General features: G+C 41.3%; 21 protein-coding genes. 5 read left to right on the top strand and 16 right to left on the bottom strand.

The annotated features are described in order from the left end of the window. Positions 1–2: 2 nt before the first annotated feature. Entirely contained in the window at positions 3–266 is a 264-nt protein-coding gene (locus tag LPB220_RS04205; protein WP_003006411.1) for a phosphocarrier protein HPr, read from the bottom strand. A gap of 475 nt (positions 267–741) precedes the next feature. Between LPB220_RS04205 and nrdH the strand changes: the two genes are divergently transcribed. The 3 genes from nrdH (at position 742) to nrdF (ending at position 4,306) form a co-directional block, all read left to right on the top strand. Beyond that, positions 742–960, top strand: coding sequence for a glutaredoxin-like protein NrdH (nrdH, locus tag LPB220_RS04200; protein WP_009732547.1), 219 nt, complete (start codon positions 742–744; stop codon positions 958–960). A 114-nt stretch (positions 961–1,074) separates the two neighbouring features. Beyond that, positions 1,075–3,234: a class 1b ribonucleoside-diphosphate reductase subunit alpha gene (gene nrdE / locus LPB220_RS04195; RefSeq protein ID WP_150905735.1), complete on the top strand. Its 2,160-nt coding sequence runs from the start codon at positions 1,075–1,077 to the stop codon at positions 3,232–3,234. Between the two features lie 112 nt (positions 3,235–3,346). Continuing rightward, a complete protein-coding gene (gene nrdF / locus LPB220_RS04190; RefSeq protein ID WP_150905733.1) occupies positions 3,347–4,306 on the top strand; it encodes a class 1b ribonucleoside-diphosphate reductase subunit beta in 960 nt (319 codons plus the stop codon). A gap of 110 nt (positions 4,307–4,416) precedes the next feature. On the opposite strand, the gene alaS is transcribed toward nrdF, so the two are convergent. The 10 genes from alaS to LPB220_RS04140 form a co-directional block, all read right to left on the bottom strand. Next, entirely contained in the window at positions 4,417–7,035 is a 2,619-nt protein-coding gene (gene alaS, locus LPB220_RS04185) for an alanine--tRNA ligase (protein ID WP_150905731.1), read from the bottom strand. Between the two features lie 23 nt (positions 7,036–7,058). Further along, positions 7,059–7,544, bottom strand: coding sequence for an LURP-one-related/scramblase family protein (locus tag LPB220_RS04180; RefSeq protein ID WP_150905729.1), 486 nt, complete (start codon positions 7,542–7,544; stop codon positions 7,059–7,061). 253 nt (positions 7,545–7,797) lie between these two features. Next, positions 7,798–8,742, bottom strand: coding sequence for a peptidylprolyl isomerase PrsA (gene prsA / locus LPB220_RS04175; protein ID WP_150905727.1), 945 nt, complete (start codon positions 8,740–8,742; stop codon positions 7,798–7,800). Positions 8,743–8,814: 72 nt separating this feature from the next. Beyond that, positions 8,815–9,534 (bottom strand): O-methyltransferase, encoded by a 720-nt coding sequence (locus tag LPB220_RS04170; RefSeq protein ID WP_150905725.1) that lies wholly within the window; start codon positions 9,532–9,534, stop codon positions 8,815–8,817. A gap of 1 nt (position 9,535) precedes the next feature. Further along, positions 9,536–11,338, bottom strand: a complete 1,803-nt coding sequence (pepF, locus tag LPB220_RS04165; RefSeq protein WP_031573459.1) for an oligoendopeptidase F — start codon at positions 11,336–11,338, stop codon at positions 9,536–9,538. A gap of 266 nt (positions 11,339–11,604) precedes the next feature. Then, positions 11,605–12,555, bottom strand: a complete 951-nt coding sequence (locus LPB220_RS04160) for a competence protein CoiA (RefSeq protein ID WP_150905723.1) — start codon at positions 12,553–12,555, stop codon at positions 11,605–11,607. 73 nt (positions 12,556–12,628) lie between these two features. After that, positions 12,629–13,204, bottom strand: coding sequence for a hypothetical protein (locus LPB220_RS04155; RefSeq protein WP_150905721.1), 576 nt, complete (start codon positions 13,202–13,204; stop codon positions 12,629–12,631). Between the two features lie 167 nt (positions 13,205–13,371). Continuing rightward, a complete protein-coding gene (locus LPB220_RS04150; RefSeq protein WP_150905720.1) occupies positions 13,372–14,544 on the bottom strand; it encodes an MFS transporter in 1,173 nt (390 codons plus the stop codon). Between the two features lie 70 nt (positions 14,545–14,614). Continuing rightward, the gene (locus LPB220_RS04145; protein WP_150905717.1) at positions 14,615–15,961 is read right to left on the bottom strand and encodes a DUF1958 domain-containing protein; all 1,347 of its coding nucleotides are present in this window, start codon (positions 15,959–15,961) and stop codon (positions 14,615–14,617) included. Positions 15,962–16,149: 188 nt separating this feature from the next. Continuing rightward, the gene (locus tag LPB220_RS04140; protein ID WP_049486416.1) at positions 16,150–16,857 is read right to left on the bottom strand and encodes a glucosamine-6-phosphate deaminase; all 708 of its coding nucleotides are present in this window, start codon (positions 16,855–16,857) and stop codon (positions 16,150–16,152) included. A 307-nt stretch (positions 16,858–17,164) separates the two neighbouring features. Here LPB220_RS04140 and queA point away from each other — a divergent pair, with 307 nt between their 5' ends. Then, the gene (queA, locus tag LPB220_RS04130; protein ID WP_049472141.1) at positions 17,165–18,193 is read left to right on the top strand and encodes a tRNA preQ1(34) S-adenosylmethionine ribosyltransferase-isomerase QueA; all 1,029 of its coding nucleotides are present in this window, start codon (positions 17,165–17,167) and stop codon (positions 18,191–18,193) included. An 11-nt stretch (positions 18,194–18,204) separates the two neighbouring features. Continuing rightward, positions 18,205–18,675 (top strand): arginine repressor, encoded by a 471-nt coding sequence (locus LPB220_RS04125; RefSeq protein WP_003006364.1) that lies wholly within the window; start codon positions 18,205–18,207, stop codon positions 18,673–18,675. 29 nt (positions 18,676–18,704) lie between these two features. Here the strand turns inward: LPB220_RS04125 and LPB220_RS04120 are convergent, their stop codons facing one another. The 5 genes from LPB220_RS04120 to arcA all read right to left on the bottom strand — a co-directional run bounded on the left by LPB220_RS04120 (position 18,705) and on the right by arcA (position 25,053). Next, positions 18,705–20,039 (bottom strand): dipeptidase, encoded by a 1,335-nt coding sequence (locus LPB220_RS04120; RefSeq protein ID WP_150905715.1) that lies wholly within the window; start codon positions 20,037–20,039, stop codon positions 18,705–18,707. Positions 20,040–20,056: 17 nt separating this feature from the next. Beyond that, positions 20,057–21,568 (bottom strand): YfcC family protein, encoded by a 1,512-nt coding sequence (locus tag LPB220_RS04115; protein ID WP_150905713.1) that lies wholly within the window; start codon positions 21,566–21,568, stop codon positions 20,057–20,059. A gap of 124 nt (positions 21,569–21,692) precedes the next feature. Continuing rightward, a complete protein-coding gene (gene arcC / locus LPB220_RS04110; RefSeq protein ID WP_150905711.1) occupies positions 21,693–22,637 on the bottom strand; it encodes a carbamate kinase in 945 nt (314 codons plus the stop codon). Between the two features lie 85 nt (positions 22,638–22,722). Beyond that, complete coding sequence (argF, locus tag LPB220_RS04105; RefSeq protein ID WP_003006350.1) at positions 22,723–23,739, bottom strand: ornithine carbamoyltransferase; 1,017 nt, start codon at positions 23,737–23,739, stop codon at positions 22,723–22,725. Between the two features lie 84 nt (positions 23,740–23,823). Beyond that, positions 23,824–25,053, bottom strand: coding sequence for an arginine deiminase (gene arcA / locus LPB220_RS04100; protein WP_150905709.1), 1,230 nt, complete (start codon positions 25,051–25,053; stop codon positions 23,824–23,826). Positions 25,054–25,216 lie beyond the last annotated feature (163 nt).

Below are 25,216 nucleotides of genomic sequence, written 5' to 3'. Positions count from 1 at the left end.
TTTTAAGCCAATCCTTCTTTAGTCATTGTTTCTGAGATAGCTGCGATAGCATCATCAGCGTCAGCACCTTCTGCAGAGATTACAACGTCTGCTCCTTGACCAACACCAAGGCTCATAACACCCATGATTGATTTCAAGTTAACTGATTTACCTTTGTATTCAAGAGTAATATCTGAAGCAAATTTGCTAGCAGTTTGAACCAACAAAGTTGCTGGACGTGCGTGGATACCTGTTTCTGCCACGATGTGGAAATCTTTAGAAGCCATAGTTTGACTCTCCTTTTTAAAAATAGTTTTTGAGTTACCTTTTGATAACCCTTACAATTTGGTATTATATCATCTTTTGAAATTTTTTTCAAGATTTTTATCACTGACTTACAGAAAAAGACTGCGAAAAATCCCAATTTAGATACATTTTAAGAAGCACCTGAAGAACAGAGAAAATATCTTTTCAATTTTCTACTATATTATAAGTAACATTTTCCTCCGCTTTCAATGAAAAGAAGCAACTGAACCACAGGATATTGATTCACCAAAAAAATATAACTAATTAAAGATGCTTTAAAGCCTATTCCTATCCCATTTCTTAGATTTTCACACTTTTCACTCACCACAATATATTGTGCTTTGAAAACTCCATTTCATCTCTTTGCACAATATTTAGTTTTATTTTGTTGACAAGTTGCTGGATTTTGTTTATACTATTTACAGATTTATATTTCGATAGGAGAACGAAAAAGAAATGGTAACCATTTATTCAAAAAATAATTGTGTTCAATGTAAAATGACTAAGCGATTCCTCGATAGCAATCACGTGGAATACCGTGAAATTAACTTAGACGAACAGCCAGAATTTGTAGATCACGTTAAGAATCTTGGATTCAATGCTGCTCCAGTTATTCAAACACCTGATGAAGTATTTTCTGGTTTTCAACCAGCTAAGTTGAAGAAACTTTCATAATAAACACAGTATTTTGCTTAAATAGGGTCTAGCGTTAGCAACCTAACACTAGACTTTTTACTTGTAAAGAGAGGACTTCTCCTCTTCATTTTTTGAACTAGAAAAAGGAACATTATGGGATTAAAATCACTTGAAGACGTAACCTACTTCCGTCTTAATAATGAAATCAACCGTCCAGTAAACGGTCAAATCATGCTTCATAAAGACAAAGAAGCTTTGGATGCTTTCTTTAAAGAAAATGTTGTGCCAAATACCATGACCTTTGATTCAATAACGGATAAAATCAACTACCTTATTGAACACAACTATATCGAAACAGCCTTCATTCAGAAGTATCGTCCTGAGTTTTTGGAAGAATTGGCCCAATTTATCAAAGACCAAAACTTCCAATTCAAGTCCTTCATGGCGGCTTATAAATTCTATAACCAATACGCTCTGAAAACAAATGATGGAGAATATTATCTTGAAAGCATGGAAGACCGCGTCTTCTTCAATGCTCTCTACTTTGCAGATGGAAATGAAGCTATCGCGCGAGATATCGCAAACGAAATTATCCACCAACGTTACCAACCAGCTACTCCTTCTTTCTTAAACGCTGGTCGTGCCCGCCGCGGAGAATTGGTTTCTTGTTTCTTGATCCAAGTAACAGATGATATGAATGCGATCGGACGTTCTATCAACTCTGCCCTTCAACTTTCTCGTATCGGTGGTGGGGTTGGGATCTCCCTCAGCAACCTTCGTGAAGCTGGAGCACCGATCAAGGGCTATGAAGGAGCTGCTTCTGGGGTCGTTCCTGTTATGAAACTGTTTGAAGATAGCTTCTCTTACTCGAACCAATTGGGACAACGCCAAGGGGCTGGTGTGGTGTACTTGAATGTCTTCCACCCAGACATCATTGCCTTCCTTTCTACTAAGAAAGAAAACGCCGATGAAAAAGTTCGGGTTAAGACCCTCTCACTTGGGGTAGTCGTACCAGACAAGTTCTATGAGTTGGCTCGCAAGAATGAAGAAATGTACCTCTTCAGCCCATACTCTGTTGAGCGTGAATACGGAGTACCATTCAACTACATCGACATCACTGAAAAATACGATGAGTTAGTCGCTAATCCAAATATCCGTAAGACAAAAATCAAAGCACGTGATTTGGAAACTGAAATTTCTAAATTGCAACAAGAATCTGGCTACCCATATGTAGTCAACATCGATACTGCTAACCGGGCAAACCCTGTTGATGGAAAAATCATCATGAGTAACTTGTGTTCAGAGATCCTACAAGTTCAAGAACCAAGCTTGATCAACGATGCCCAAGAATTTGTCCAAATGGGAACAGACGTCTCATGTAACCTTGGTTCAACCAACGTGGTCAACATGATGACTTCACCTGATTTTGGTCGTTCCATTCGTGCCATGGTTCGTGCTTTGACCTTCGTCACCGATAGTTCCCACATCGTGGCTGTTCCAACTATTGACCATGGCAATAGCCTAGCGCATACCTTCGGTCTTGGTGCTATGGGACTTCATAGTTACCTTGCCCAACAATTGATCGAATACGGATCACCTGAGTCTGTTGAGTTCACCAGCATCTATTTTATGCTCATGAACTACTGGACCCTCGTGGAATCAAACAACATCGCGCGTGAACGTGGCGTTACCTTCCATAACTTTGAAAAATCAGACTACGCCAACGGTAGCTACTTTGATAAGTACACCACTGGAGAGTTTGTTCCAAAATCTGATCGTGTCAAAGAGCTCTTTAAAGATATCTTCATTCCAAGTGCAGAGGATTGGGCAGAACTGCGTGCTAAAGTTCAAGCAGATGGTCTTTACCACCAAAACCGCTTGGCTGTCGCACCAAATGGATCTATCAGCTACATCAATGATGTCTCTGCTTCTATCCACCCAATTACACAACGGATTGAAGAGCGCCAAGAAAAGAAAATCGGAAAGATCTACTATCCTGCTGCTGGTTTATCAACCGAAACCATCCCTTACTACACTTCTGCCTACGACATGGATATGCGTAAGGTGATTGATGTTTATGCGGCTGCAACTGAGCACGTAGACCAAGGTCTTTCACTGACCCTCTTTATGCGCAGCGATATTCCAAAAGGTCTCTACGAATGGAAAACTGAAAACAAACAAACCACTCGTGACTTGTCTATCCTTCGTAACTACGCCTTTAACAAGGGTATCAAGTCTATCTACTACGTCCGTACCTTTACAGATGATGGTGGAGAAGTCGGTGCTAACCAATGTGAAAGCTGTATCATCTAAGACAGCCCCAAGGTTCGCCATTAAAAGTCGGTTCGCCGACTTTTTGTGCGTATTCTATCCATTTATGGTAGAATAGTAACGATTGAATGAATAGAAAAAGAAAGTGATGCAAATGGAAACATACTACAAAGCCATTAACTGGAATGCCATCGAGGATGTCATCGATAAATCTACTTGGGAAAAACTGACCGAGCAATTCTGGTTGGATACGCGTATCCCTTTGTCAAACGACCTGGATGACTGGAGAAAGTTGTCTAATAAAGAAAAAGACCTCGTTGGTAAAGTCTTTGGTGGATTGACTCTGTTGGATACCATGCAGTCTGAAACGGGTGTGCAAGCTCTTCGTGCAGATATCCGTACTCCCCACGAAGAAGCTGTCTTTAACAACATCCAATTTATGGAATCTGTCCATGCTAAGTCCTACTCTTCCATCTTTTCTACCTTGAATACCAAGTCAGAAATCGAAGAGATTTTCGAATGGACTGATACCAATCCTTTCCTTCAAAAGAAGGCAGAGATCATCAATGAAATCTACCTCAATGGCACTCCTCTAGAAAAGAAAGTTGCTAGCGTCTTTCTTGAAACCTTCCTCTTCTACTCTGGTTTCTTCACACCGCTCTACTATCTTGGAAACAACAAGTTGGCCAACGTAGCTGAGATCATCAAGTTGATCATTCGGGACGAATCAGTTCACGGAACTTATATCGGCTACAAGTTCCAACTCGGATTTAACGAATTACCAGAAGACGAACAAGAAAAGCTCAAAGAATGGATGTATGACTTACTCTACACTCTCTATGAGAATGAAGAAGGCTATACAGAGAGCCTCTATGACGGTGTAGGTTGGACAGAGGAAGTCAAGACCTTCCTTCGCTATAACGCTAACAAAGCCCTCATGAACCTGGGACAAGATCCGCTCTTCCCTGACTCAGCAGATGATGTCAACCCAATCGTCATGAACGGGATCTCAACCGGTACCTCTAACCACGACTTCTTCTCTCAAGTCGGAAATGGTTACCTTCTCGGTGAAGTAGAAGCCATGCAGGATGACGATTACAACTACGGTTTATAAGAAGAAAAACCTTTCCAGACGGAAAGGTTTTTTTGTTGCAATCTTTTTCTAATTGGATCTGCTTCTTTTTTGAAAAAAGAGGTTGAACAAACATTCAACCTCTCCTATTATTACAATTTACCTGCTACGGCATCCAACAATTCTTGGATCTTCGCTTGGTTGCTTCCTCCTGCCATGGCCATGTCTGGTTTACCACCACCACGTCCATCGACGATTGGAGCTAGTTCTTTGATGACATTACCTGCATGCACATCTTTTGTCTTGCTGGCTACAAGGACATTCACCTTGTCACCGATAGCTGCGACAAGAACAAGCACATCAGAGTAATCTTTTTGTTTCCAGTTATCCGCAAAGGTACGAAGAGCACCTGCATCTGAAACTGAAACTTGGCTGGCAATATAACGGTGTCCGTTTGCTTCTTGAACATTCTTGAAGACATCGCCTGCTGCAGCTGCTGCCGCTTTTTCCTTCAATTCTGCATTTTCTTTTTGCAATTGACGGAGTTGTTCTTGAAGACCTTCCACCTTATGAGGGACTTCTTTGAGTTGAGGTGCTTTCAAGGTTGCTGCGACTGCTTTCAGTGCATCTTCTTGTTCACGATAAGCTTCGAAGGCTTCCTTACCAGTCACTGCCAAGATACGACGAGTTCCTGATCCGATCCCTTCTTCTTTGACAATCTTGAAGAGACCAATTTCAGAAGTGTTGCCTACGTGAGTACCACCACAGAGCTCTACTGAGTAATCACCGATAGTGACAACACGAACTTCTTTACCGTATTTTTCACCAAAGAGGGCCATAGCTCCCATTTCTTTAGCAGTATCAATATCTGTTTCAATCGTTTCGACTGCGATTGCTTCCCAGATCTTTTCATTGACTTGTTGTTCAATAGCACGCAATTCTTCTGGAGTCACAGCTTGGAAGTGAGTGAAGTCAAAGCGAAGGAATTCTACTTCGTTGAGAGATCCCGCTTGGGTTGCGTGGTTACCAAGGATATTGTGAAGAGCCGCATGGAGCAAGTGAGTGGCTGTGTGGTTCTTCATGACACGATGACGACGATTGGTATCGATAGCCAAGGTGTATTCTTGGTTCAAGGCAAGAGGAGCAAGAACTTCAACAGTATGAAGTGGTTGTCCATTTGGTGCTTTTTGAACATCTGTCACTGTCGCTACGACGTTTCCTTGAGCATCCAAGATTTGACCATGGTCCGCAACTTGTCCACCCATTTCAGCGTAGAATGGAGTTTCTGCAAAGATCAGTGATGCAGTCCCTTCTGATACAGCCTCTACTTCTGCATTGTCCGCTACGATAGCCACCAACTTAGAAGGCAATTGGCTGGCATTGTAGTTGAAGCTACTTTCAACTGTAATGTTTTGAAGGGTTTCATTTTGCATCCCCATGGATCCACCTTTGACAGCAGATGCACGCGCCCGTTCTTGTTGTTCCTTCATAGCTGCTTCAAAACCGTCACGATCGACTGTCATTCCAGCTTCTTCAGCGATTTCTTCTGTCAATTCTACTGGGAATCCGTATGTATCATAAAGTTTAAAGACATCTTGACCGGCAATCACTGTTTGACCTTTGGCTTTCAAGTCTTCAACGATGGTTTGGGCAAAGTGTTGACCAGAGTTCAAGGTACGAGCAAATGATTCTTCTTCACTCTTGATGATTTTTTCGATGAAGTCTTGTTTTTCAAGTACTTCTGGGTAGTAACTTTCCATGATCTTCCCAACGGTTGGAACTAATTTATACAAGAAGGTTCCTTCGATCCCCAATTTTTGACCATGCATGGAAGCACGACGGAGGAGACGACGAAGAACGTAACCGCGTCCTTCATTACCAGGAAGAGCCCCATCTCCAATCGCAAATGAAAGCGAACGGATGTGGTCAGCAATCACCTTGAAGCTCATGTTATCGCCATCTGGATCATAGGTTTTACCAGACATCTTTTCAACTTCACGGATGATCGGCATAAAGAGGTCTGTTTCAAAGTTGGTCTTGGCACCTTGGATAACAGCTACCAAACGCTCTAAACCAGCGCCCGTATCAATGTTCTTGTGTGGCAATTCCTTGTATTCGCTACGAGGAACAGCTGGGTCAGCGTTAAATTGTGACAAGACAATGTTCCAGATTTCGATGTAACGGTCGTTTTCGATATCTTCTGCAAGCAGACGAAGGCCGATGTTTTCTGGGTCAAAAGCTTCTCCACGGTCAAAGAAGATTTCTGTATCTGGTCCAGAAGGCCCCGCACCGATTTCCCAGAAGTTGTCTTCGATTGGGATCAAGTGACTTGGATCCACCCCAACAGCGATCCAGCGGTTGTATGAATCTTTATCATCTGGATAATAAGTCATATAAAGTTTGTCTTTGGGGAAGTCAAACCATTCAGGACTTGTCAAAAGCTCATAAGCCCACGTAATAGCTTCATCACGGAAGTAATCTCCGATTGAGAAATTCCCCAACATTTCAAACATAGTATGGTGACGAGCAGTTTTCCCTACGTTTTCGATATCATTAGTACGAATAGCTTTTTGAGCATTGGTAATCCGTGGATTTTCAGGTTTGATGGTTCCATCGAAGTATTTCTTAAGAGTGGCAACCCCTGAGTTGATCCACAAAAGGGTTGGGTCATTTACAGGAACCAAGCTAACAGATGGTTCTACAGAGTGGCCTTTGCTTGCCCAGAAATCAAGCCACATTTGGCGGACTTGTGCACTAGATAATTGTTTCATATTTGTCTCCTAATTTTTTAAGATTAATTTGCGCTAGCTTCTAACATTTCGACATAATCGATGGCGACACAAAGTGAGATGACTAAATCAGCGTATTCATCCTCATACACCGATACTTGGTAGGTAGAGGTTAGATGAAAGAGTTCTTTGCTAATCTCAGCGACGATTTGATCCCGATCATCGAATAATTTGAATTCTAGATCCCAGATATTTCCTTGTACCCGCAGTCCCAAATCTTCGATATCGTATTTATCCCTGAAGAGCGTCAGTTTTTTATGGATAAAAAAGCAGTCCCCATCCTTCAACTCAACCACAAACTTAGGAAGAAAGCTGATTGTTTTTTTAGTAATGTGGCTCACTTCTTGTCCATTCTTATCATAGATGGTAAAAGTCTTGGGAATCTTAAGAAAAGATCCCTCAACCTGGTACTCAACATTTCCCAACTCATCTTTGATATCGAACCGCTCACCACCCAATCGAAATTTTTGTTTCACTTGATAGGTTCGCATCTTTTGATCTCCTTTAAAAAGCTCCAGACAACTGCCCATAAACAAAAGACAAGCCACTAAACGAAGGGCGAAAAACCGCGGTACCACCTTCATTCAATGAACTTGTCATTCTTCATTTTATATGCAATTGTCTCAGCCGAGTAGCAAAATCATTTCTCTTCCATGGCTCGCACCCCCGCCACTTCTCTGATTCCGAGTAACAATGATTTATTCTCAACTATTTCATTATACAAGTTCCAACAGGAACCGTCAACTATTTTTTAGATGATGAGCTGCTATCACTCGTTTGGACACCGATATTTTGCAAATATTGGTTAAATGTTGATTTGAAGGCATCATCTTTGACCTTGATATTGGCATTGGTCATCGCTTTTGCAATAATGCTACGGATGTAGTTGGTATCTTGCTTACGACCGTCAACAATGATCTCTTTCAAACGTTTTTCGTATTTCTTCCAGTCAGAACCTTTTTCTGTCTTCTTATTCAATTTGACAATATAGTAGCTAGCAGAATAGTTTTGACCTGCTGAAACTGTGATCACATCTGAAATACCGTTTTCATCCAACTTAAAGGCTGCTTCTTTGACTTGAGATGGGATATCTGCTGTTCCTGAATCGAACTTAACTTCACCACCTTTGTCTTTTGTAGCAGTATCTGTCGAATTTTCTTTGGCGATTTGGGCAAAATCTGCACCTTCCGCTTTAGCTGCTTCCAACACTTCTTTTGCTTTGTCTTCTGAATCCAACTTGATAATTTGTGCTGTTACTTCTGGTGTGTAAGATTCAAAAGCTGCCTTGTAGTCAGACTCTTTGATATCTTTCTTAGCCGCTTGGTTGACTGCATATTCCAACAACATATTGCTACGGATTTGTTTCTTCGCTGTTTCTTCCGTCAAGCCTTGTTGCGCCAAGTATGCATCGAATTGGTTACCTAATTGTTTCTTTTGTTTAGCCAATTCTTTATCGACTTCTTTATCAGAAACTTTTGATCCATATTCTTTTTCAAAGACTTTATTGATGGTCATTTGGAAAAGAACTTGTTGAGCACCTTGGTTGGTTTTGATTTCATTATAGAAATCAGAAACTGTGATCGTGTCCCCTTTCATGGTCACGATATCTTTGTTTGTGCCATTGGCACACGCTGCTAGTGTTACGACTGATAGCAAGGTCACAGCACCCGCTACAAGTTTTTTCTTCATGAAAATTATTCTCCGTTCCTTTTTAAACTTATTCTATTTTACCACAAATTAGAGAGAATACCTTAAATTTACCTAAAAAGAGCTAGGATCTGGCAAGGTTACCGTCTCTGCATTTTTCCGAATCATCAAAATACCATCTCCAAGTGGCACCAAACTAGCGGTCAAATCTGGATGATTGAGAGTCGCATGAAAGAGATTTTGAAGCCCCCGGTAAATGGTTCGTTGCCCACGACGCACTTCCATGATGTCCTTGGCAACATCTCCTCCTTGGAAAATATCATCCAGTACCACGATTCCCCCAACCTCTATGAGTTCGAGAATTCGTGGCAAAAAGACGATGTATTTAGACTTAGCAGAGTCCATAAAGACAAAGTCATAAGTCTCTGTTAAATCCTGCAAGACATCTACTGCATCTCCTTCAAGCAAGGTGATTTGTTTTCTTTGATCGTATTTAGCCAGATTTTCCTTGGCAAAGCCAATCATCTCTTCATTCCGATCAATAGTGGTAATTTGTGCATCGGGAGCATTTTCAGCCATTAAGAGCGCTGAAAATCCAATTGCTGTCCCAATTTCCAGGATTTTCTTTGGTTGTAGGGCTTGCAGGAGTAGTCTAAAGTAAGCTACCGTTTCATGCGGAATAATCGGAATATTTTCCTTGCGGGCGAATGCTTCTAACTCCTCCAAGGCACCTGCTACCGGTTTTTGACGCGTGCGCATAAAGTCAACGATCTCATCTTTAACCACTGGCCGGCGCATATTGTGGTTGGCATTTTTACTATATGACTCTACCATCTTATGCGAGTCCTAATTTTTCTACTAGGGCTTCAAATTCATTCAACCGACGTTCAAAGACCGCAAAGGCTGCGTCCAAGTAGTCTTCTTTTTCCATATCCACACCTGCTTTGCGGATGACATTGAGTGGATAGTCAGAATTTCCAGCCTTCAAGTAGTCGATATATTTATCACGATCTTCTTGTGTTCCATGAACAATTTTTTCAGCTAAGGCTGAAGCTGCTGCAAAACCTGTTGAATATTGGAAGACATAGTAGTTATAGTAGAAGTGAGGAATCCGAGCCCATTCATATTGGATCTCAGGGTTGTCTTCTTTTGAAAGACCATAGTATTTTTCATTGAGCTCTGCATAAAGGTTGTTCAAGAACTCACTAGTCAAAACGGTACCTTCTTGGTCTGCTTTATGAATGGCATGCTCAAATTCAGCAAACTGCGTTTGACGGAAGACGGTTCCACGGAAGCCATCCAAGAAGTGATTCAAAATAGCAAAACGAGTTGCATCGTCTTCTACTTCTTCTAACAGACGTTCGGTCAAGATATTTTCATTGGTTGTAGAGGCGATTTCAGCAAGGAAAATTGAATAGTCCCCATAGACATAAGGCTGGGTTTCACGGGTATAGCTAGAATGCATACTGTGACCAGTTTCATGCACCAAGGTGAAGAGATTATCCAATGTATCTTGCCAGTTCAACAACATGAAGGCATTGGTATCATAAGAACCACCTGAATAGGCACCTGAACGTTTTCCTTGGTTGACATGCACATCGATCCACCGTTCGCTAAAGGCACGTTTCACACGAGAAAGGTAGTCCTCACCCAAAACAGCCAAGACTTCTTCTGCTTTGGCCAATGATTCTTCATAGGTAAACTTGTAGTCTGTATCGGATAATGGCGTATACATATCGTACATCTTCAAGTCTGAGATTCCTAGAATTTTTGAACGCAATTGCACATAGCGTTGCAAGAGTGGCAAGTGTTTGTTCACAGCTGCTACCAAGCTATCATAAACACTTTCTGGTACAAAGTTTTCAGAAAGGGCCGCTTCACGGGCAGAAGAGAATTTGCGAACTTTAGCATTAAAGTTATGAACTTTCACATTGGTTTGCAAGGTTTTAGCATAGGTATGTTGGTACTGTTCATAAACCTTGTAGAGGCCTTCGTAAGCTTCTTTACGAACGGCACGATCTTTAGATTCTACCAAAGAAATATAGTTTCCATGGGTTAATTGAACTTCTTCACCCTTGTCATCATGTACAGTTGGGAAAACAATATCTGCATTGTCCAAGATTTCAAAGGTTTCACCACCAGCCGCAAAGATCTCACCAGCTCCTGCAAGTAATTCCTCTTCTTTTTGAGACAAGACATGTTCTTTTTTCTCTAGCAAACGATCAAAATAATGACCATATTGTTCCAAGGCTGGAACTTCACTCACAAAGGCCTTGTACTGCTCATCCGTAATGGCCATGAATTCAGGCTCATAGAAGGCAAAGGTTTCACCCAACAAGCTATAAAGAGACATCCCTTTTGATTGGTACTCTTGGTATTTAGCCACTCGTGTGTCTTGGTCATTTTTCATATGAGCATAGACGTAGACCTTTTCTAAGCGACGGCTCAATTCCAAATATGCATTGGTTGTATCCAACAGTGTTTGCGCCGAATCCAACAAATGACCAGCATAGTGGCTTGCTGCTTTAATATCTGCAGCTAAGCTAGCTGCTTCTTCTTCCCAAGCTTGATCTGTCGCAAAAATTGTCGACAAATCCCATTGGTATTTTTCATCAATTTCATTACGTTGTTTTACCATTTCGATTAATCCTCCAATGGTTCTATTTTAGCATATTTGAAAAATGCTTTCTATTAATTTCTATTAATACTTGAAAAGCTTTTAAAATAAGGCTTTCTAATTTTAATAGTTACTTGTTAATTCTCAATAGTTTATAAAAACCATATTCAAAACCGTATTCAATTCTTGCCCGTATAGTTAAAAAAGCGAAATGAAAACAGCTCTTTTTTATTGTCTATTCTAATAGACAAAAATGAACATTTCGGGAGGATTTCTATCTTAGAAAGTTAGCTTTTCTGTTGAGCATAAAAACGTGGGGGATAAAGGATCTGAACGGATTGGATTCCTTGCGACTGATAATAGGTCATAAATTGCTGGTAGTAACCTTCTACATCCTCTTTAATTTGGAGCAAGTTCTGTGAAAGGATCGGACGACAAAGAGGATAAAAGAAATCTAGCCCCAGTTCCATCAGATGTTGTCCCTGCATATAGAGTTCTTCCTGAAGCTTCAGCCACTTTGGATGACGATAAAAGAGTTGCTGCTGTATATACGTTAAAAATGTCCGATCGAGCTCGACTGCCATTTGCTGCATTGGTTGCGAAAGATAAGGGGTCCGTAAGACTTCCAGTAAAGACCTTTGACCAAAAGGGAAAACTTCTGTTTGATAATGCAATCGCCCTCTCAAATCCTCATGGATGAGGTATTGCAAACGTAACTCTTTCTTTGTCAGATCCAATTCCCAAAGATGGAACCCGCGATTCTGACTAAAATAAAGAAAACCAGCCTGTAGCTTTGTCAGTCTTTCCTTGAGCCACAACTTTTTACCAAGTAACCAATAGACCTGGTAACCATGGGATCGATAAGCATCGCTTCTCTCCTTCAAGCGTTCTAAAGATAGGGAGCTGCACTGCACTTCCAAAGCTAAGTTCTTGTCTACTACCAAAAGATCGGCAATTTGTTGAAAGTCTGCTAAATAACTTTCTACCTCTGTTTTAGACTCCTTAGAGGCCCAGTCATAAAGACTGGCTTTCAATTCCAGATGTTCAAAACTCTCCGCTTCGTGATGATAGGGACAATGCTGTAATTCTACATGAGCAAAATGAGCCCGTAGAACCGAGCCATTTTTTAGACGCACTGGACTATGACAAGCTAAGCAATAGAAGGGACCTTCTGTCACAGCTGGGATCTCTTCCATACAGTTCCACCGCTTTTGATTGTTATCCATGGCAATAAACATAGCCCCACCTCCTCATCTATATCATTCGAAAAAAAATAAGAAAAAGGCTGGAAATTCCAACCTCTTCTTCCTTTTATTCTTCAGAATCTGAATCATCACTGTCATCATCTGCAACAGGAGATTTACTCAATTCTTTCTGCATATCTTTCATTTCTTTACGAGTACTTTCCAACTCTTCTCGAGCATCTTTCAAGCTTTCGATCAAAGCTTCACGCTTTTCTTTAGGAACGACTGTGCTATCTGAACCGATGCTTTCCAAGCCTTCATTAAAGATATCTTTTTGGTTTTCCAATTCTTGCTTCAAGGCGCTAACAGTTGCATCGTATTGCTCTTTTGCAGAACCTGTCACAGACTTACCTGCTTCTTCGGTAAGTGAAACAGATTGATCCATTAATTTTGCAAACAACTTTTTGAAGTCCCCAACAGTTTTTGCTTTACTGATTTCAGCATCTGTTAAGAGTTTAGAAGATGAAGTCTCTTCTGAATCTGTTGAAGTATCCTTACTTTTTGAAGTGTTGTCAGATTTGCTCGTCACTTTAGTAGTTGATTGACTATTTGAAGTTTCCTTCTTTGTGTCTTGTTTGTTTGAACAAGCAGCTAGGGAAACAATCGTCAAAAGAGCAACTGTCGATAAGATCATTTTTTTCATAAAATGGTCTCCTTTATATTTATTTTACCTCATTCTACCATCGGATACTTTGATTGTCAAATTAATCACTAGTTCTTAATAATAGCAAAAAAGTTGGACAAAACACTGTGAAATCAGTGTTTCTGTCCAACTCCTCGATGATTAGTCATACAATTGTAACAATTTCATTAGTCTGCTTTGCCACCAAAAAGGCCGTGAGCCTTCCCTTGGGGCATTTTTAAGGCAAAACTCAGCAAAAAGACGATCCCTACAACCCCTGCTAAAAAGAAACTCATGACTTGGTAACCACCTCTTTCAATACAGAGGGCTGCGAGAGGTTGTAAAAGAATGGTTCCTAAATAACGAGCTCCTTGGACAATGGCCATGGCAAGAACCAAGTCTTTACCATTTACCTGTTGGGCAATAAACCGTAAGGAGACCATAATCAAAACCATCCCTGTTGTATGCTTAGCTAAGAGTGTCATTATCACTTTTAAGAAGACAGGACTTGGAAGAGCGTAGACAACATATTGAGCAAAAATAATCCCGATTGGAAGAGCGATCAAAACCCGTAAAGGCCAGTGGTCCATGAATCGATCAGAGAAAAAGATCAAGGGGGCTTCCACTACAACCGAGATAGCTACAACCGTTGAGGCAATATGGACTGGTAGACCGCTATCCATGAGTAGCTCAGGAATATAGGTATGACCAATATTTCCAACACCTGAAGCCAAGCCAATCAACACAATAAAGAAGAGATAAGGTCCATTGTGAAGAAGAGGACGAATAGAGACAGGGTGTTTTTCCTTTTCTACGACTGTCTCTTTTTTCTTCATTCGAACCGCACTTAGGCAGAAGAGACTAAATACAATGGTGATCAAAACGGTATAATAGACAGCTTGAGGGTTAAATTGATGATAGACCCAACCGGCTATTTGGACACCGACCGAGTAGCCAATGGTCCCCCAAACGCGAATCTTCCCAAAAGCGTATGGACTTTGCGTTGCAAAAACTTCCATCATGGGAGCTGTCCCATTCAAACAGACTAGAACAATTCCATAAAAAACGGTCAGCCAAAAGAGATTGGGGGCCCAAAGAAATCCGAAGACACCACCAATGATCACACTCAGACTGAGGGTCGTCATTTTTACGATTCCAAATCGCTCATTGATATACCCAAAGAAGGGTTGGGCTACCATGGATAAGAAAAAGGCAACCGATACCAAGGTCGACACTTGAGTTGCACTATAGTGCTTTCCCATCAAATAAACGGAAATAAGGGTCGTAAAGAGAGATGTGGACATAAAATAAAAACTATAGAGCAGCATATAAGCCGCATAAGAATTTCGGAATTTTTTCATATAAATCCTTTCTAAAAATATCGGAATGGGACAATGACAAAACCCAACTGACAATCAGTTAGGTTTTATTTTATTCTTTATTATAGCGCTTTTGAGCATCTTTTTTGCGTCTCTCACGACTCTGTTTTTCAATCGAGAGAATGATGATAAGAATGAGAATTGGAATCAAAATCAGGAAGTGATCCAGCGAAAGCCATTTACTGTGCTTAGCCGGTGTCTTTTCCCCACTTGCTGTTTCTTTGACAAGCTCTGGCTTGGATCCTTCTTCCACCTTCATATCATCTCGGATACCTTCAGACAAGGTGTAGAGATCATTATCTACTGTCAGATAGCCATCTTTTACCGCAAGGGTCGGTTCTTTAGCACCTTTTTTAACCGTTGCATAGAAGGGTTTTTCAAGTGTATAGGTCTTTCCGTCAATCTTCTGGACACCTGCATCTAGCAATTTTTTATAGCCAAAATCTTTATAGGCTTTTTCGATCAAGGCATTGCCAAACGGGTGACGGTAATATTCCCCATCTTGGTCTGCCCAATCTCCTACGCCCATAATGACAGCAATTAAGCGCTGATTGCCCCGTTTGATGGTCGCGATATAGTTGAAAGCTCCACGAGGGCTTGAACCAGTTTTCAAACCATCCACACCTTTCAAGGCATACTTGGCTCCTGGCAATGAATAATTGTAGGTATCAAAGGTTTCCTCATATGGAGTCCCTTTTTTGACCGTGACTTGTGCTTGATTGGTATAGTTTAAAATATCTGGGTATTGATTGATAAAATGATAAACCAGAATCCCTAAATCACGCGCAGTTGTCTGGTTGGCCGCATCATTTGGATAATTGTTGACCTGATAGTAGCCCTGCAAGGTGGAGATGGCCGCCCCACTCGGGTTATTCCAGACCGTATTGGTCATCCCTAATTCCTTAGCCTTGGCATTCATGCGCTCGATAAAGGCATCTGGATCATTGTTGGACATGAGATTGGCCAACATGAGGGTCGATACATTTGAGGATGGAACCACTGTCATGGTAATCAACTCAGGAATTGTGTAGTCTACCCCAGCAACAATATTATTGTTGGAGATCTCATAGATCTTTCCGATCGCTTGGTCTGAAGCGGTCGCCTTGATCACTGTATCCTTACTGATCTTGCCATTTGCCATATCTTCAAACAAGAGATAGAGCGTCATGAGCTTACTCATGCTGGCAGGATCTCTGACTTCATCGATATTGTCTTTCCAAAGAACATTGCCCGTATTTCCGTCAATAATAAGCGAAGAATGTGGACGGTTAATGGCTTGGACATTGTCATTTGGATACATCTTTTGCGCCATATCCACCAATTCATCCGCACTCGCTAGAATTGGCTGGCATAAGAGACTCATAAGGAGGCAAATATGGATCAAATATTTTTTTATCATAAACTTTTCCTTTATAACAGACTAATCAGCTGGAGGCTAAAATAAGCTTCTAGCCCTCATGCCCTTTCCTCTTGTCTCCCAGTAGATGAAAAGAGCTAATCCCAGCAGATAATTACTTGTATTGTACCATATTTTGAAGCAGAAAAAAACCTATCTGGCCCGAATAAATCGGCGATAGGTCCTGTTTTTTATCGACTTAACAAGCTCAAGGCTTCCTTATCCGCAATAATGGTCACATTTGGATGTCCTTGAAGGGCACTAGCTGGCACTTTTTCTGTCCTTTCACCCTCTACTGTACCTTTGATTGCTTGGGCTTTTGATTCCCCATAAGCAAACAAGACAATTGATTTCGCAGCTAAGATATTGGCAATCCCCATCGAAATGGCTTGGGTTGGTACATCTTCGATCTTATCAAAGAAACGAGAATTGGCCTCAATGGTAGAGTCATCCAACTGAACTAAGTGGGTCTGACTATCAAAAGGTGTACCTGGCTCATTAAAACCGATATGCCCATTGCGTCCGATTCCCAAGATTTGAAGATCCACTGGATGGTCTTCGAGTATTTTGTTATAACGGATTACTTCCTGATCGGCAGATTCTTCTACACCTGATGGGAGATAGCTTTCTTTGAATGGTTTGGCATCAAAGAGATTTTTCTCCATGAAATACCGATAAGATTGAGGATCATCTCCCGTCAACCCTACGTATTCATCTAAGTTCACACTGATTAGATTAGACAAATCCAAATCACTTTCACGAATTTGTTTATAAAACTCAAGGGGACTGCTTCCAGTCGCAAGACCTAAGGTTTGCGCACCTTCCTTTAAGGTTTCTTTTAATATATCAAAGGCAACTTTTCCACCCTCAATTTGGTCCTTTACTTCAATAATTTTCATTGGATAGACCTCCTATTTCTCTATGCTTTTATTATATGGTATAGACCAATTTTTGTCAAGTGAAACCGTTATCTTTTTCTGGCATTTTTTTCATTTTCAAGTCGATTCATGATATAATGAAAGGTATGATTGTATCACTATTATTCATCATTTTTTTGATCGGACTCCTTGTCTTTCTCTTATCTTTCTTGATTCATCAAAGAAAGATTCTCAAGGTCCTGATCTTTTTGATGGGAATCAGCCTGATGCTCTTAGCTGTCGGGACTACCATCTATCTACTCACAAATTTATTATAAAAGGAGCGCAAATGAATACTAACGACTTTGACTTTGATTTGCCTGAAGAACTGATTGCTCAAACCCCTCTTGAAAAACGAGATGCCTCTAAACTCTTGATCCTCGATCGAAAAACAGGGCAATTCCAAGACCGTCATTTTGATGCAATTTTGGATGAATTGGAGCCAGGAGATGCTCTTGTCATGAACAATACGCGCGTTCTACCAGCCCGCCTTCATGGAGTCAAACCAGAAACAGGTGGTCACGTCGAATTCCTTCTCCTTAAAAATACGCAAGATGACTGTTGGGAAGTCTTGGCAAAACCTGCAAAACGCTTAAAGGTAGGGGCCACAGTCAGCTTCGGAGATGGTCGTTTGACCGCAACCGTTGAGGAAGAATTAGAGCACGGAGGCCGTATCGTTCGCTTCCACTACCAAGGGATCTTTTTAGAAGTTCTAGAAAGCCTTGGTGAAATGCCACTTCCTCCCTATATTCACGAAAAACTTGCTGACCGCGAGCGCTACCAAACCGTTTACGCCAAAGAAAATGGTTCTGCAGCAGCTCCAACGGCAGGTCTTCATTTCACCAAAGAATTGCTCCAAAAGATTGAAGCAAAAGGGGTTCACCTGGTCTATTTGACCCTTCATGTGGGCCTGGGAACCTTCCGTCCAGTATCCGTGGACAATCTTGAAGACCATGAGATGCACTCTGAATTTTACCAACTTTCTGAAGAGGCTGCTGCTACCCTTCGTCAGGTAAAAGCTGCAGGAAAACGCATCGTAGCTGTTGGAACGACTTCTATTCGAACCCTTGAAACAATTGGCAATAAATTTGATGGAGACATCCAAGCCGATTCAGGTTGGACCAATATCTTTATCAAACCAGGTTATGAATGGAAAGTCGTCGACGCCTTTTCAACCAACTTCCACCTTCCAAAATCAACTCTGGTCATGTTGGTTTCTGCCTTTGCTGGCCGCGAATTAACCCTCGAAGCCTACCACCATGCGATTCAAGAACGCTACCGCTTCTTCAGCTTTGGGGATGCTATGTTCATCAAGTAAAGGAGTCTCTCATGAATAAAATTGAAAGCCGCCATCGCTTGATCCGCTCGATCATTTCTGAGCGTAGGATTCATACCCAACAAGAACTCCAGGAAGCCTTAGAAGCCAATGGTGTTCTCGTTACCCAGTCCACCCTTTCACGGGATGTCAAATCCTTGAATCTAGTAAAAATTAACGAGGGGGATAGTTCCTACTATGCCATGAACACCATCGCTCCTTCCCGTTGGGAAAAGCGCCTGCGGATGTATATGGAAGATGCCTTAGTCATGTTGCGGCCCGTTCAAAACCAGGTCGTTGTAAAAACTCTTCCAGGTCTGGCCCAATCCTTTGGAGCAATCTTAGATGCACTGGAACTCCAAGAAATTGTAGCCACCATCTGTGGAGACGATGTCTGTTTGGTTATCTGCGAAGACAACCAAGGAGCTTTGGATTGTTTTGAAAAATTAAAAGAATTCACCCCACCCTTCTTCTTTAGTAAATAAAAAGTTTGGAAACCGAGTTTCCAAACTTTTTATGTTGTGGCTAAGCGTTGAATGGCTTCTCGATAGATTTCCATCGCAGCGTATAGATCGTCAATTTTTGCACGTTCATTGGCTTGGTGCTCGGTCTGTTCTGCACCTGGGAAAAGAGCCCCAAAGGCAACACAATTTTCCATGGTCCGCGCAAATGTCGCACCACCAGAAGACATAGCTGGTGTCTTATCACCAGTTTCTTCCTGATAGACGGCCATCAAAGAGCTGACTAAAGGACTATCCAAAGGAACATATAAAGGAGCCAGATAATCAAACTCTTCATATTCCAACTGATAGCTAGCTGCAATTTCTTGCAAACGAGCTACTAAGGCATCCTTGTCTGCTAAGACGGGGATCCGGATATCAATTCCGATTTCCGATTGTTCATGATCGATCACAAGGGTCGCAAGATTGAAGGAAAGATCTCCACTTGGTTCATCTGTAATTCTGCCAAATAGAGCCTCACCAGTCGCATCCTCACCAACTGCATCTGCGATAAAGAGCAAAGCTGGATGGGGTTGGATGAGGGATAAACTTTCCGCTAAACCGACAATAGCATTCACTCCTTCAGCTGCATCTTTAGAGTGCTTGGAAACACCCAAAACCGTTACAGAATCTTCTGTTTGGCTATACCGAACCCCACTTTGATCCAAAACAGGAAGCAACTCTTCCAAACGATGACCAGCATAGGTCGCCTTGTCTGGAACAACATTGAGGGCCTGACCAGCCTGTAAGGGAAGATCATCCCAACCTGGACCATGCAATTTCACTTGTAATAAGCCTTTTTCAGCATAGGTTAATGGGAAAGAAGAATCCGGTGCAAATCCAAGATCTGCTTGCTCTTCGATTTGGTTGTAGCGGTTCATACAGCGCCACAAGGTTTCTTCATCCGTCCCAAAAATAAAGCGGATTCGTTTGGTAAACTGGATGCCATCATCCAGTAAACTCTTAACTGCATAGAGGGCAGCGAGTGACGGCCCCTTATCATCCTGCACACCACGACCTACTAGATAGTCACCGACAATGGTCGCTTCAAAAGGTGGCGTTTGCCAATCTTGTAAATCACCGGCTGGAACAACATCCAAGTGACAAAGAACGGCCAGGAGTTCTTCCCCCTGACCGATCTCTGCATATCCATAGTATCCTTCAGGATCTATATATGTTTGAAAACCTAATTCTCGAGCAAGCTCTAAGGTTTTTTCTAAGACATCTTGGATAGCTTGTCCAAACGGTGTTCCATTTTCCCCTTCATTTAATACAGAAGGGTAAGAAATGATGGTTTGAAGCGAGTTTAAAAACTGCTCTTTTACATCGTTCTTTATTCTATTTTTCATGAAACACCTACTTTATTCTATTGCAAGAATGGAACCACAGTTCCTAGTAGAAGAAGGGCAATGGTGATCACAACAATCGCTACGACCAATTTACCCATGAATTTCCACCATGCACTCAAGTCAACACGTCCAAGAGCAAGAGCTCCCATTACGATACCTGAAGTTGGTGCGATCAAGTTCAAGACACCAGATGCAGATTGGTAAGCTGTGACAATCAAGCTACCTGGTACATTGACGAATTTACCAAGAGGTGCCATGATACCCATTGTTGCACTGGCAAGACCAGATGATGATGGGATCAAGAATGACATTGGCAAGTAGAAAATGTAAGTCAAGACAATGAACAATTGAGATGAAAGACCTTTAAGTCCTTCTTCACCCCAGTGAAGAATTGTCGCAGTGATCATACCGTCGTTCATGATGACTTGGATACCACGTGCTACCGCTACGATAAGAGCAACACTCAAGAGGTCAGCTGCACCATTCATGAAAGATGAAATGATTTTATCTTCTTTCAAGCCATAAATGATACCAACAAGGATTCCCATGAAGGCAAAGAGCATAGCTGTTTGAGGGAAGTACCATGTACCAAGAGCATCTGTGTTACCGATCAATTGACCAAGTACTGGAATTTTATGGAGAGATTCGTTGAAGGTTTCAAAGAATTTAATACCCAAATCTTTGAATGGGATAAATCCAGCAACCATGATAACGAATGTTGAGATGAAGACGAGCAAGACACGTTTTTGTTTCTTGTTCATTTGTGAAGGAATTTCTTCGCCACTATCAACATTGAAGTGTTTCAAATCTTCTTCACGAGTTGCATAGGTGAGAGATTTGGTTGGGTCTTTTTGAACCTTATCTGCATAACGGTATACATAGTATGTGCTAAGTCCTGTCAAGACAATCCAGAAGATTACACGGAGCAAGAGACCTGAAGCACTTGAGATACCTGCAGTATCAGAAGCGATAACTGTTGCAAATGGGTTCAATGTTGACGCCAAACATCCGATTTGGGATCCTAAGAGGATAATGGCTACCCCTGTCAAGCTGTCAAAACCAACGGACATCATAACAGGTACAAGAAGTGGATAGAAGGCCATGGTTTCTTCACCCATACCATAAGTTGTACCACCAAGGGCAAACAATGGCATCAAGATCAAGATCAACATTTTTTCGCGGCCTTTGTATTTACGAACGATAGAAGCAATCCCTACATCAAGGGTACCTGTTTCGTTCACAACACCAAGGAAACCACCGACCATTAAGATGAAGAAGGCTACGTCAATCGCTGCACTAGTTGGTGCTTTACCAAGCATGGCATTGATTGGGGCCATCAAGACATCCCAAATCCCTTGAGGATGTGCTTTTACAGATTCATAACTACCTGCAATGATAGCACCTGCATCGTCAACCTTGTATTGACCAGCTGGAATAATCCAAGTTAACACTGCCATAATAGCAATGATAATTAACAATACGGAAAAAGATGAAGGCATCTTAAATCCTTTTTTCATTTTTTCACTCATTTGTCTTCCTCCTAACGCAACAAAGTGTGAGTGATGTTTTACAAGAGTCTCTTGTAAAACGCTTACCTATAGACTTATTCTATCACAATAAGCTTTAAAATACTAGTTTTTTCCTAATTTTTCATTAGTCTTTTTGGATGATTGTTCCACTTTCAGACTCAATCAAAGCTCCAAGGTTTTCAAGTGATGTAATAACTGCTTTTCCTTCTGGACGACCATTGACGAAGGCAATCGCAGCTTCTACTTTAGGAAGCATGCTTCCTGGTGCAAATTGGTCTTGTTTGATATATTCTTCCAATTGAGCTACATTGACATGTTCCAATTTTGCTTGGTCTGGTTTGTTATAGTTCACAAAAACATAGTCTACACCGGTCAAAACGATGAAGAGGTCTGCTTCTACTAATTCAGCCAAACGTTGAGATGCAAAGTCTTTATCGATAACGGCTTCAACACCAGTCAAGCTACCATTTGCTTCTTTCACAACTGGGATACCGCCACCACCGGCTGCCACAACGACTTGACCGTCGTTCAACAAAGTACGGATGGTATTGATTTCTTTGATATCCACTGGTTTTGGTGAAGCAACAACTTTACGCCAGCCACGACCAGCATCTTCTTTGAAGGTTGCTCCTGATTTTTCAGCTTCTGCTTTTGCTTCATCTTCTGAGTAGAATGGACCGATTGGTTTGCTGAGGTTGACAAAAGCTGGGTCATTCTTATCAACAACGACTTGTGTCACAACAGAAGCCACATCTTTTTCGATTCCTTCTTCATGAAGAGCATTTTGAAGAGCATTTTGAAGCCAGTAGCCAATGCTTCCTTCGGTCATAGCAACCAATGAATCAAGTGGGAAAGCAGGGTTCTTTTCAGAGTTTGCTGCCAAGTGTTGGAGCAAAAGGTTCCCTACTTGAGGACCATTTCCGTGAGTGATGATCAAGTCATCCCCGTTTTTGATTAATTTGACTAAGTGTTTTGCTGTTTCTACAAGTGCTTCTTGTTGAGCTTGAGCAGAAGGATCAGATGAGAGAATCGCATTTCCTCCCAAAGCAACGACGATTTTTCTTGACATAAGTTTTCCCTTTCTATAAAAAATAGGGGCAGGACTAAAGCTAGCAGTCCAGCCCCTATAGCTGTTGGTATACGGTTATAAAGTCTTAAACTTTTGGAATGTACAAGTTACCAAGAGTAGCTGCCATAACCGCTTTGATTGTGTGCATACGGTTTTCAGCTTGGTCAAAGTGACGAGCATATTTGCTGCGGAACACTTCGTCAGTAACTTCCATTTCTTCTACGCCGAATTTTTCAGCAACATCTTTACCGTAAACAGTATTTGTATCGTGGAAGGCTGGCAAGCAGTGCAAGAAGATCAAGTCTTCGTTATCAGCTTTCTTAATCAAATCCATGTTTACTTGGTAAGGTTTCAAAAGGGCAACACGTTCTGCAAATTTGTCTTCTTCACCCATTGATACCCAAACGTCAGTGTAAAGTACGTCTGCACCTTTCACTGCTTCGTCAGCATCTTCAGTGATTAAGATATGAGCGCCACTTTCTTTTGCAAATCCTTCTGCCAATTCAACGATTTCTTTTTCTGGGAAGAGTTCTTTTGGTGAGAAGATGTGTACGTTCACACCAAGGATAGCACCTGTTACAAGAAGGCTATTTGCAACGTTGTTACGTCCATCACCACAGTATACAAGTGTCAAACCTTCCAAACGTCCAAAGTTTTCTTGAACTGTCAAGTAGTCTGCAAGCATTTGAGTTGGGTGCCATTCGTCAGTCAAACCATTCCATACTGGAACACCTGAGAATTCAGCCAATTCTTCAACCATACGTTGGCTGAAACCACGGAATTCAATACCGTCAAACATACGTCCAAGAACTTTAGCAGTATCTTCTGTAGATTCTTTTTTACCAAGTTGAATGTCGTTTGCACCAAGGTATTCTGGGTGAGCACCAAGGTCGATGGCTGCAGTAGTGAAGGCTGCACGAGTACGAGTTGAAGTTTTTTCAAACAAAAGCGCAATGTTTTTACCAGCAAGATAGTGGTGTTCAATGTTGCGTTTTTTAAGGTCTTTCAAGTGAGCTGAAAGTCCGATAAGGTATTCTAACTCTGCACGTGTAAAGTCTTTTTCTGCCAAGAAGCTACGTCCTTGGAACACTGAATTTGTCATTCTATTTGTCTCCTATTTTCTTTCTAGTATTGATCAGTAAGAAGAAAGAGCTGATCCTCAAAGACCAGCTCTCGGTCTTCTCTATTAGATTTCTTCACGTTCAAATGGCATTGACATACAACGAGGTCCACCACGACCGCGAACCAATTCACTTCCGCGGATCTTAATCAAACGAAGTCCGTATTCTTCTAATTTCTTGTTTGTGACTGTGTTACGGTCGTATACAACAACCACACCAGGTGCGATTGTAAGAGTATTTGAACTGTCGTTCCATTGTTCACGAGCAGCTGCAACCACATTGCCATCACCACAAGGGATCAATGTAACTTTTTCAACACCAAGGTTTTCAGCAAGCAATTCAGCCAAATCACCTTTTTCTTCAACAATCTTCAATGCTTCATTTTCATATGTTACAGAGAAGACGCGAAGGTTGCCTTGGATTTCTGGGTGGATGGTGAATTTATCGTAGTCCACCATTGTGAATACTGTATCCAAGTGCATGAATTTACGGTTGTTCGCAAATTCGAAGGCCAATACTTTCTTGAAGCCAACGTTCTTCTTGAAGATGTTTACCAACAATTTTTCAATTGATGCAGCATCTGTACGTTGTGAGATACCAACTGCCAAGACATCTTTAGAAAGGACCAATTCGTCCCCACCTTCGATACGAGTATCTTCTTCACGGTTGTATACCAAATCTACATTACCACCATATACTGGGTGATATTTGAAGATGTATTTACCATACAAAGTTTCACGGTTACGTGTATCAGCATACATGTGGTTCAATGATACTGCATTCCCAATTGTAGCAAATGGGTCACGTGTAAAGTACAAGTTTGGCATTGGATCGATCGCAAATGGATAGTCAGATTCAACAAGGTCTGTCAAACCTTTATCTGCTTCTGGAATTTCTGGAAGCTCAGCTTTTTGGAAACCAGCCATTGTTTTTTCAACCAATTCTTGGTTGTCTTCAATACCACGAAGGATTTCACGAATCGCATTTTTAGTTTGGCGTCCACGAATGTTCGCTTCTTCAAGATATTCTTCGATGAACTGATCGCGAATTTCTGGAGTAGTCAATGACTCAGCTGCTAATTTTTCAAGATAAAGTACTTCGATTCCTTCATTACGAAGCGCTTGAGCAAAATTGTCGTGTTCTTTTTGAGCATCTTCCAAAAATGGAATATCATCAAAAAGAAGACGCTCTAGATAGTCAGGCATCAAGTTTTCCAACTCTTTACCTGGACGGTGCAACATTACTTTTTTCAGTTTTCCAATTTCTGAGAAAACATGAATTGGTTTGGTTGACATCTGTCATCCTCCTTTTTCTTCGAGCTTGTTCACAAGCCTTATTACAATTGTTATTATATTCTTTGTTGTTACCGCTTTCATGAAGGATTCTACTTTTTGAATGCAAAGAATTTGGCATTATTTTGAATTATTCCTATTATTTAGTTAATATGAAGCGTTTTCT

This window comes from Streptococcus sp. LPB0220 (assembly GCF_008727815.1).
GTDB lineage: Bacteria > Bacillota > Bacilli > Lactobacillales > Streptococcaceae > Streptococcus.
This window is presented reverse-complemented; position numbering and strand designations above follow the sequence as displayed.

Coding starts and splice junctions, on each gene's coding strand:
- queA (WP_049472141.1), top strand. CDS start 17,165: ATGAATACTAACGACTTTGACTTTGATTTGCCTGAAGAACTGATTGCT.
- LPB220_RS04180 (WP_150905729.1), bottom strand. CDS start 7,544: ATGCGAACCTATCAAGTGAAACAAAAATTTCGATTGGGTGGTGAGCGG.
- LPB220_RS04125 (WP_003006364.1), top strand. CDS start 18,205: ATGAATAAAATTGAAAGCCGCCATCGCTTGATCCGCTCGATCATTTCT.
- LPB220_RS04115 (WP_150905713.1), bottom strand. CDS start 21,568: ATGAGTGAAAAAATGAAAAAAGGATTTAAGATGCCTTCATCTTTTTCC.
- nrdF (WP_150905733.1), top strand. CDS start 3,347: ATGGAAACATACTACAAAGCCATTAACTGGAATGCCATCGAGGATGTC.
- LPB220_RS04155 (WP_150905721.1), bottom strand. CDS start 13,204: ATGAAAAAAATGATCTTATCGACAGTTGCTCTTTTGACGATTGTTTCC.
- argF (WP_003006350.1), bottom strand. CDS start 23,739: ATGACAAATTCAGTGTTCCAAGGACGTAGCTTCTTGGCAGAAAAAGAC.
- pepF (WP_031573459.1), bottom strand. CDS start 11,338: ATGGTAAAACAACGTAATGAAATTGATGAAAAATACCAATGGGATTTG.
- LPB220_RS04140 (WP_049486416.1), bottom strand. CDS start 16,857: ATGAAAATTATTGAAGTAAAGGACCAAATTGAGGGTGGAAAAGTTGCC.
- nrdH (WP_009732547.1), top strand. CDS start 742: ATGGTAACCATTTATTCAAAAAATAATTGTGTTCAATGTAAAATGACT.
- LPB220_RS04170 (WP_150905725.1), bottom strand. CDS start 9,534: ATGGTAGAGTCATATAGTAAAAATGCCAACCACAATATGCGCCGGCCA.
- alaS (WP_150905731.1), bottom strand. CDS start 7,035: ATGAAACAATTATCTAGTGCACAAGTCCGCCAAATGTGGCTTGATTTC.
- prsA (WP_150905727.1), bottom strand. CDS start 8,742: ATGAAGAAAAAACTTGTAGCGGGTGCTGTGACCTTGCTATCAGTCGTA.
- LPB220_RS04150 (WP_150905720.1), bottom strand. CDS start 14,544: ATGAAAAAATTCCGAAATTCTTATGCGGCTTATATGCTGCTCTATAGT.
- arcA (WP_150905709.1), bottom strand. CDS start 25,053: ATGTCAACCAAACCAATTCATGTTTTCTCAGAAATTGGAAAACTGAAA.
- LPB220_RS04120 (WP_150905715.1), bottom strand. CDS start 20,039: ATGAAAAATAGAATAAAGAACGATGTAAAAGAGCAGTTTTTAAACTCG.
- arcC (WP_150905711.1), bottom strand. CDS start 22,637: ATGTCAAGAAAAATCGTCGTTGCTTTGGGAGGAAATGCGATTCTCTCA.
- nrdE (WP_150905735.1), top strand. CDS start 1,075: ATGGGATTAAAATCACTTGAAGACGTAACCTACTTCCGTCTTAATAAT.
- LPB220_RS04160 (WP_150905723.1), bottom strand. CDS start 12,555: ATGTTTATTGCCATGGATAACAATCAAAAGCGGTGGAACTGTATGGAA.
- LPB220_RS04145 (WP_150905717.1), bottom strand. CDS start 15,961: ATGATAAAAAAATATTTGATCCATATTTGCCTCCTTATGAGTCTCTTA.
- LPB220_RS04205 (WP_003006411.1), bottom strand. CDS start 266: ATGGCTTCTAAAGATTTCCACATCGTGGCAGAAACAGGTATCCACGCA.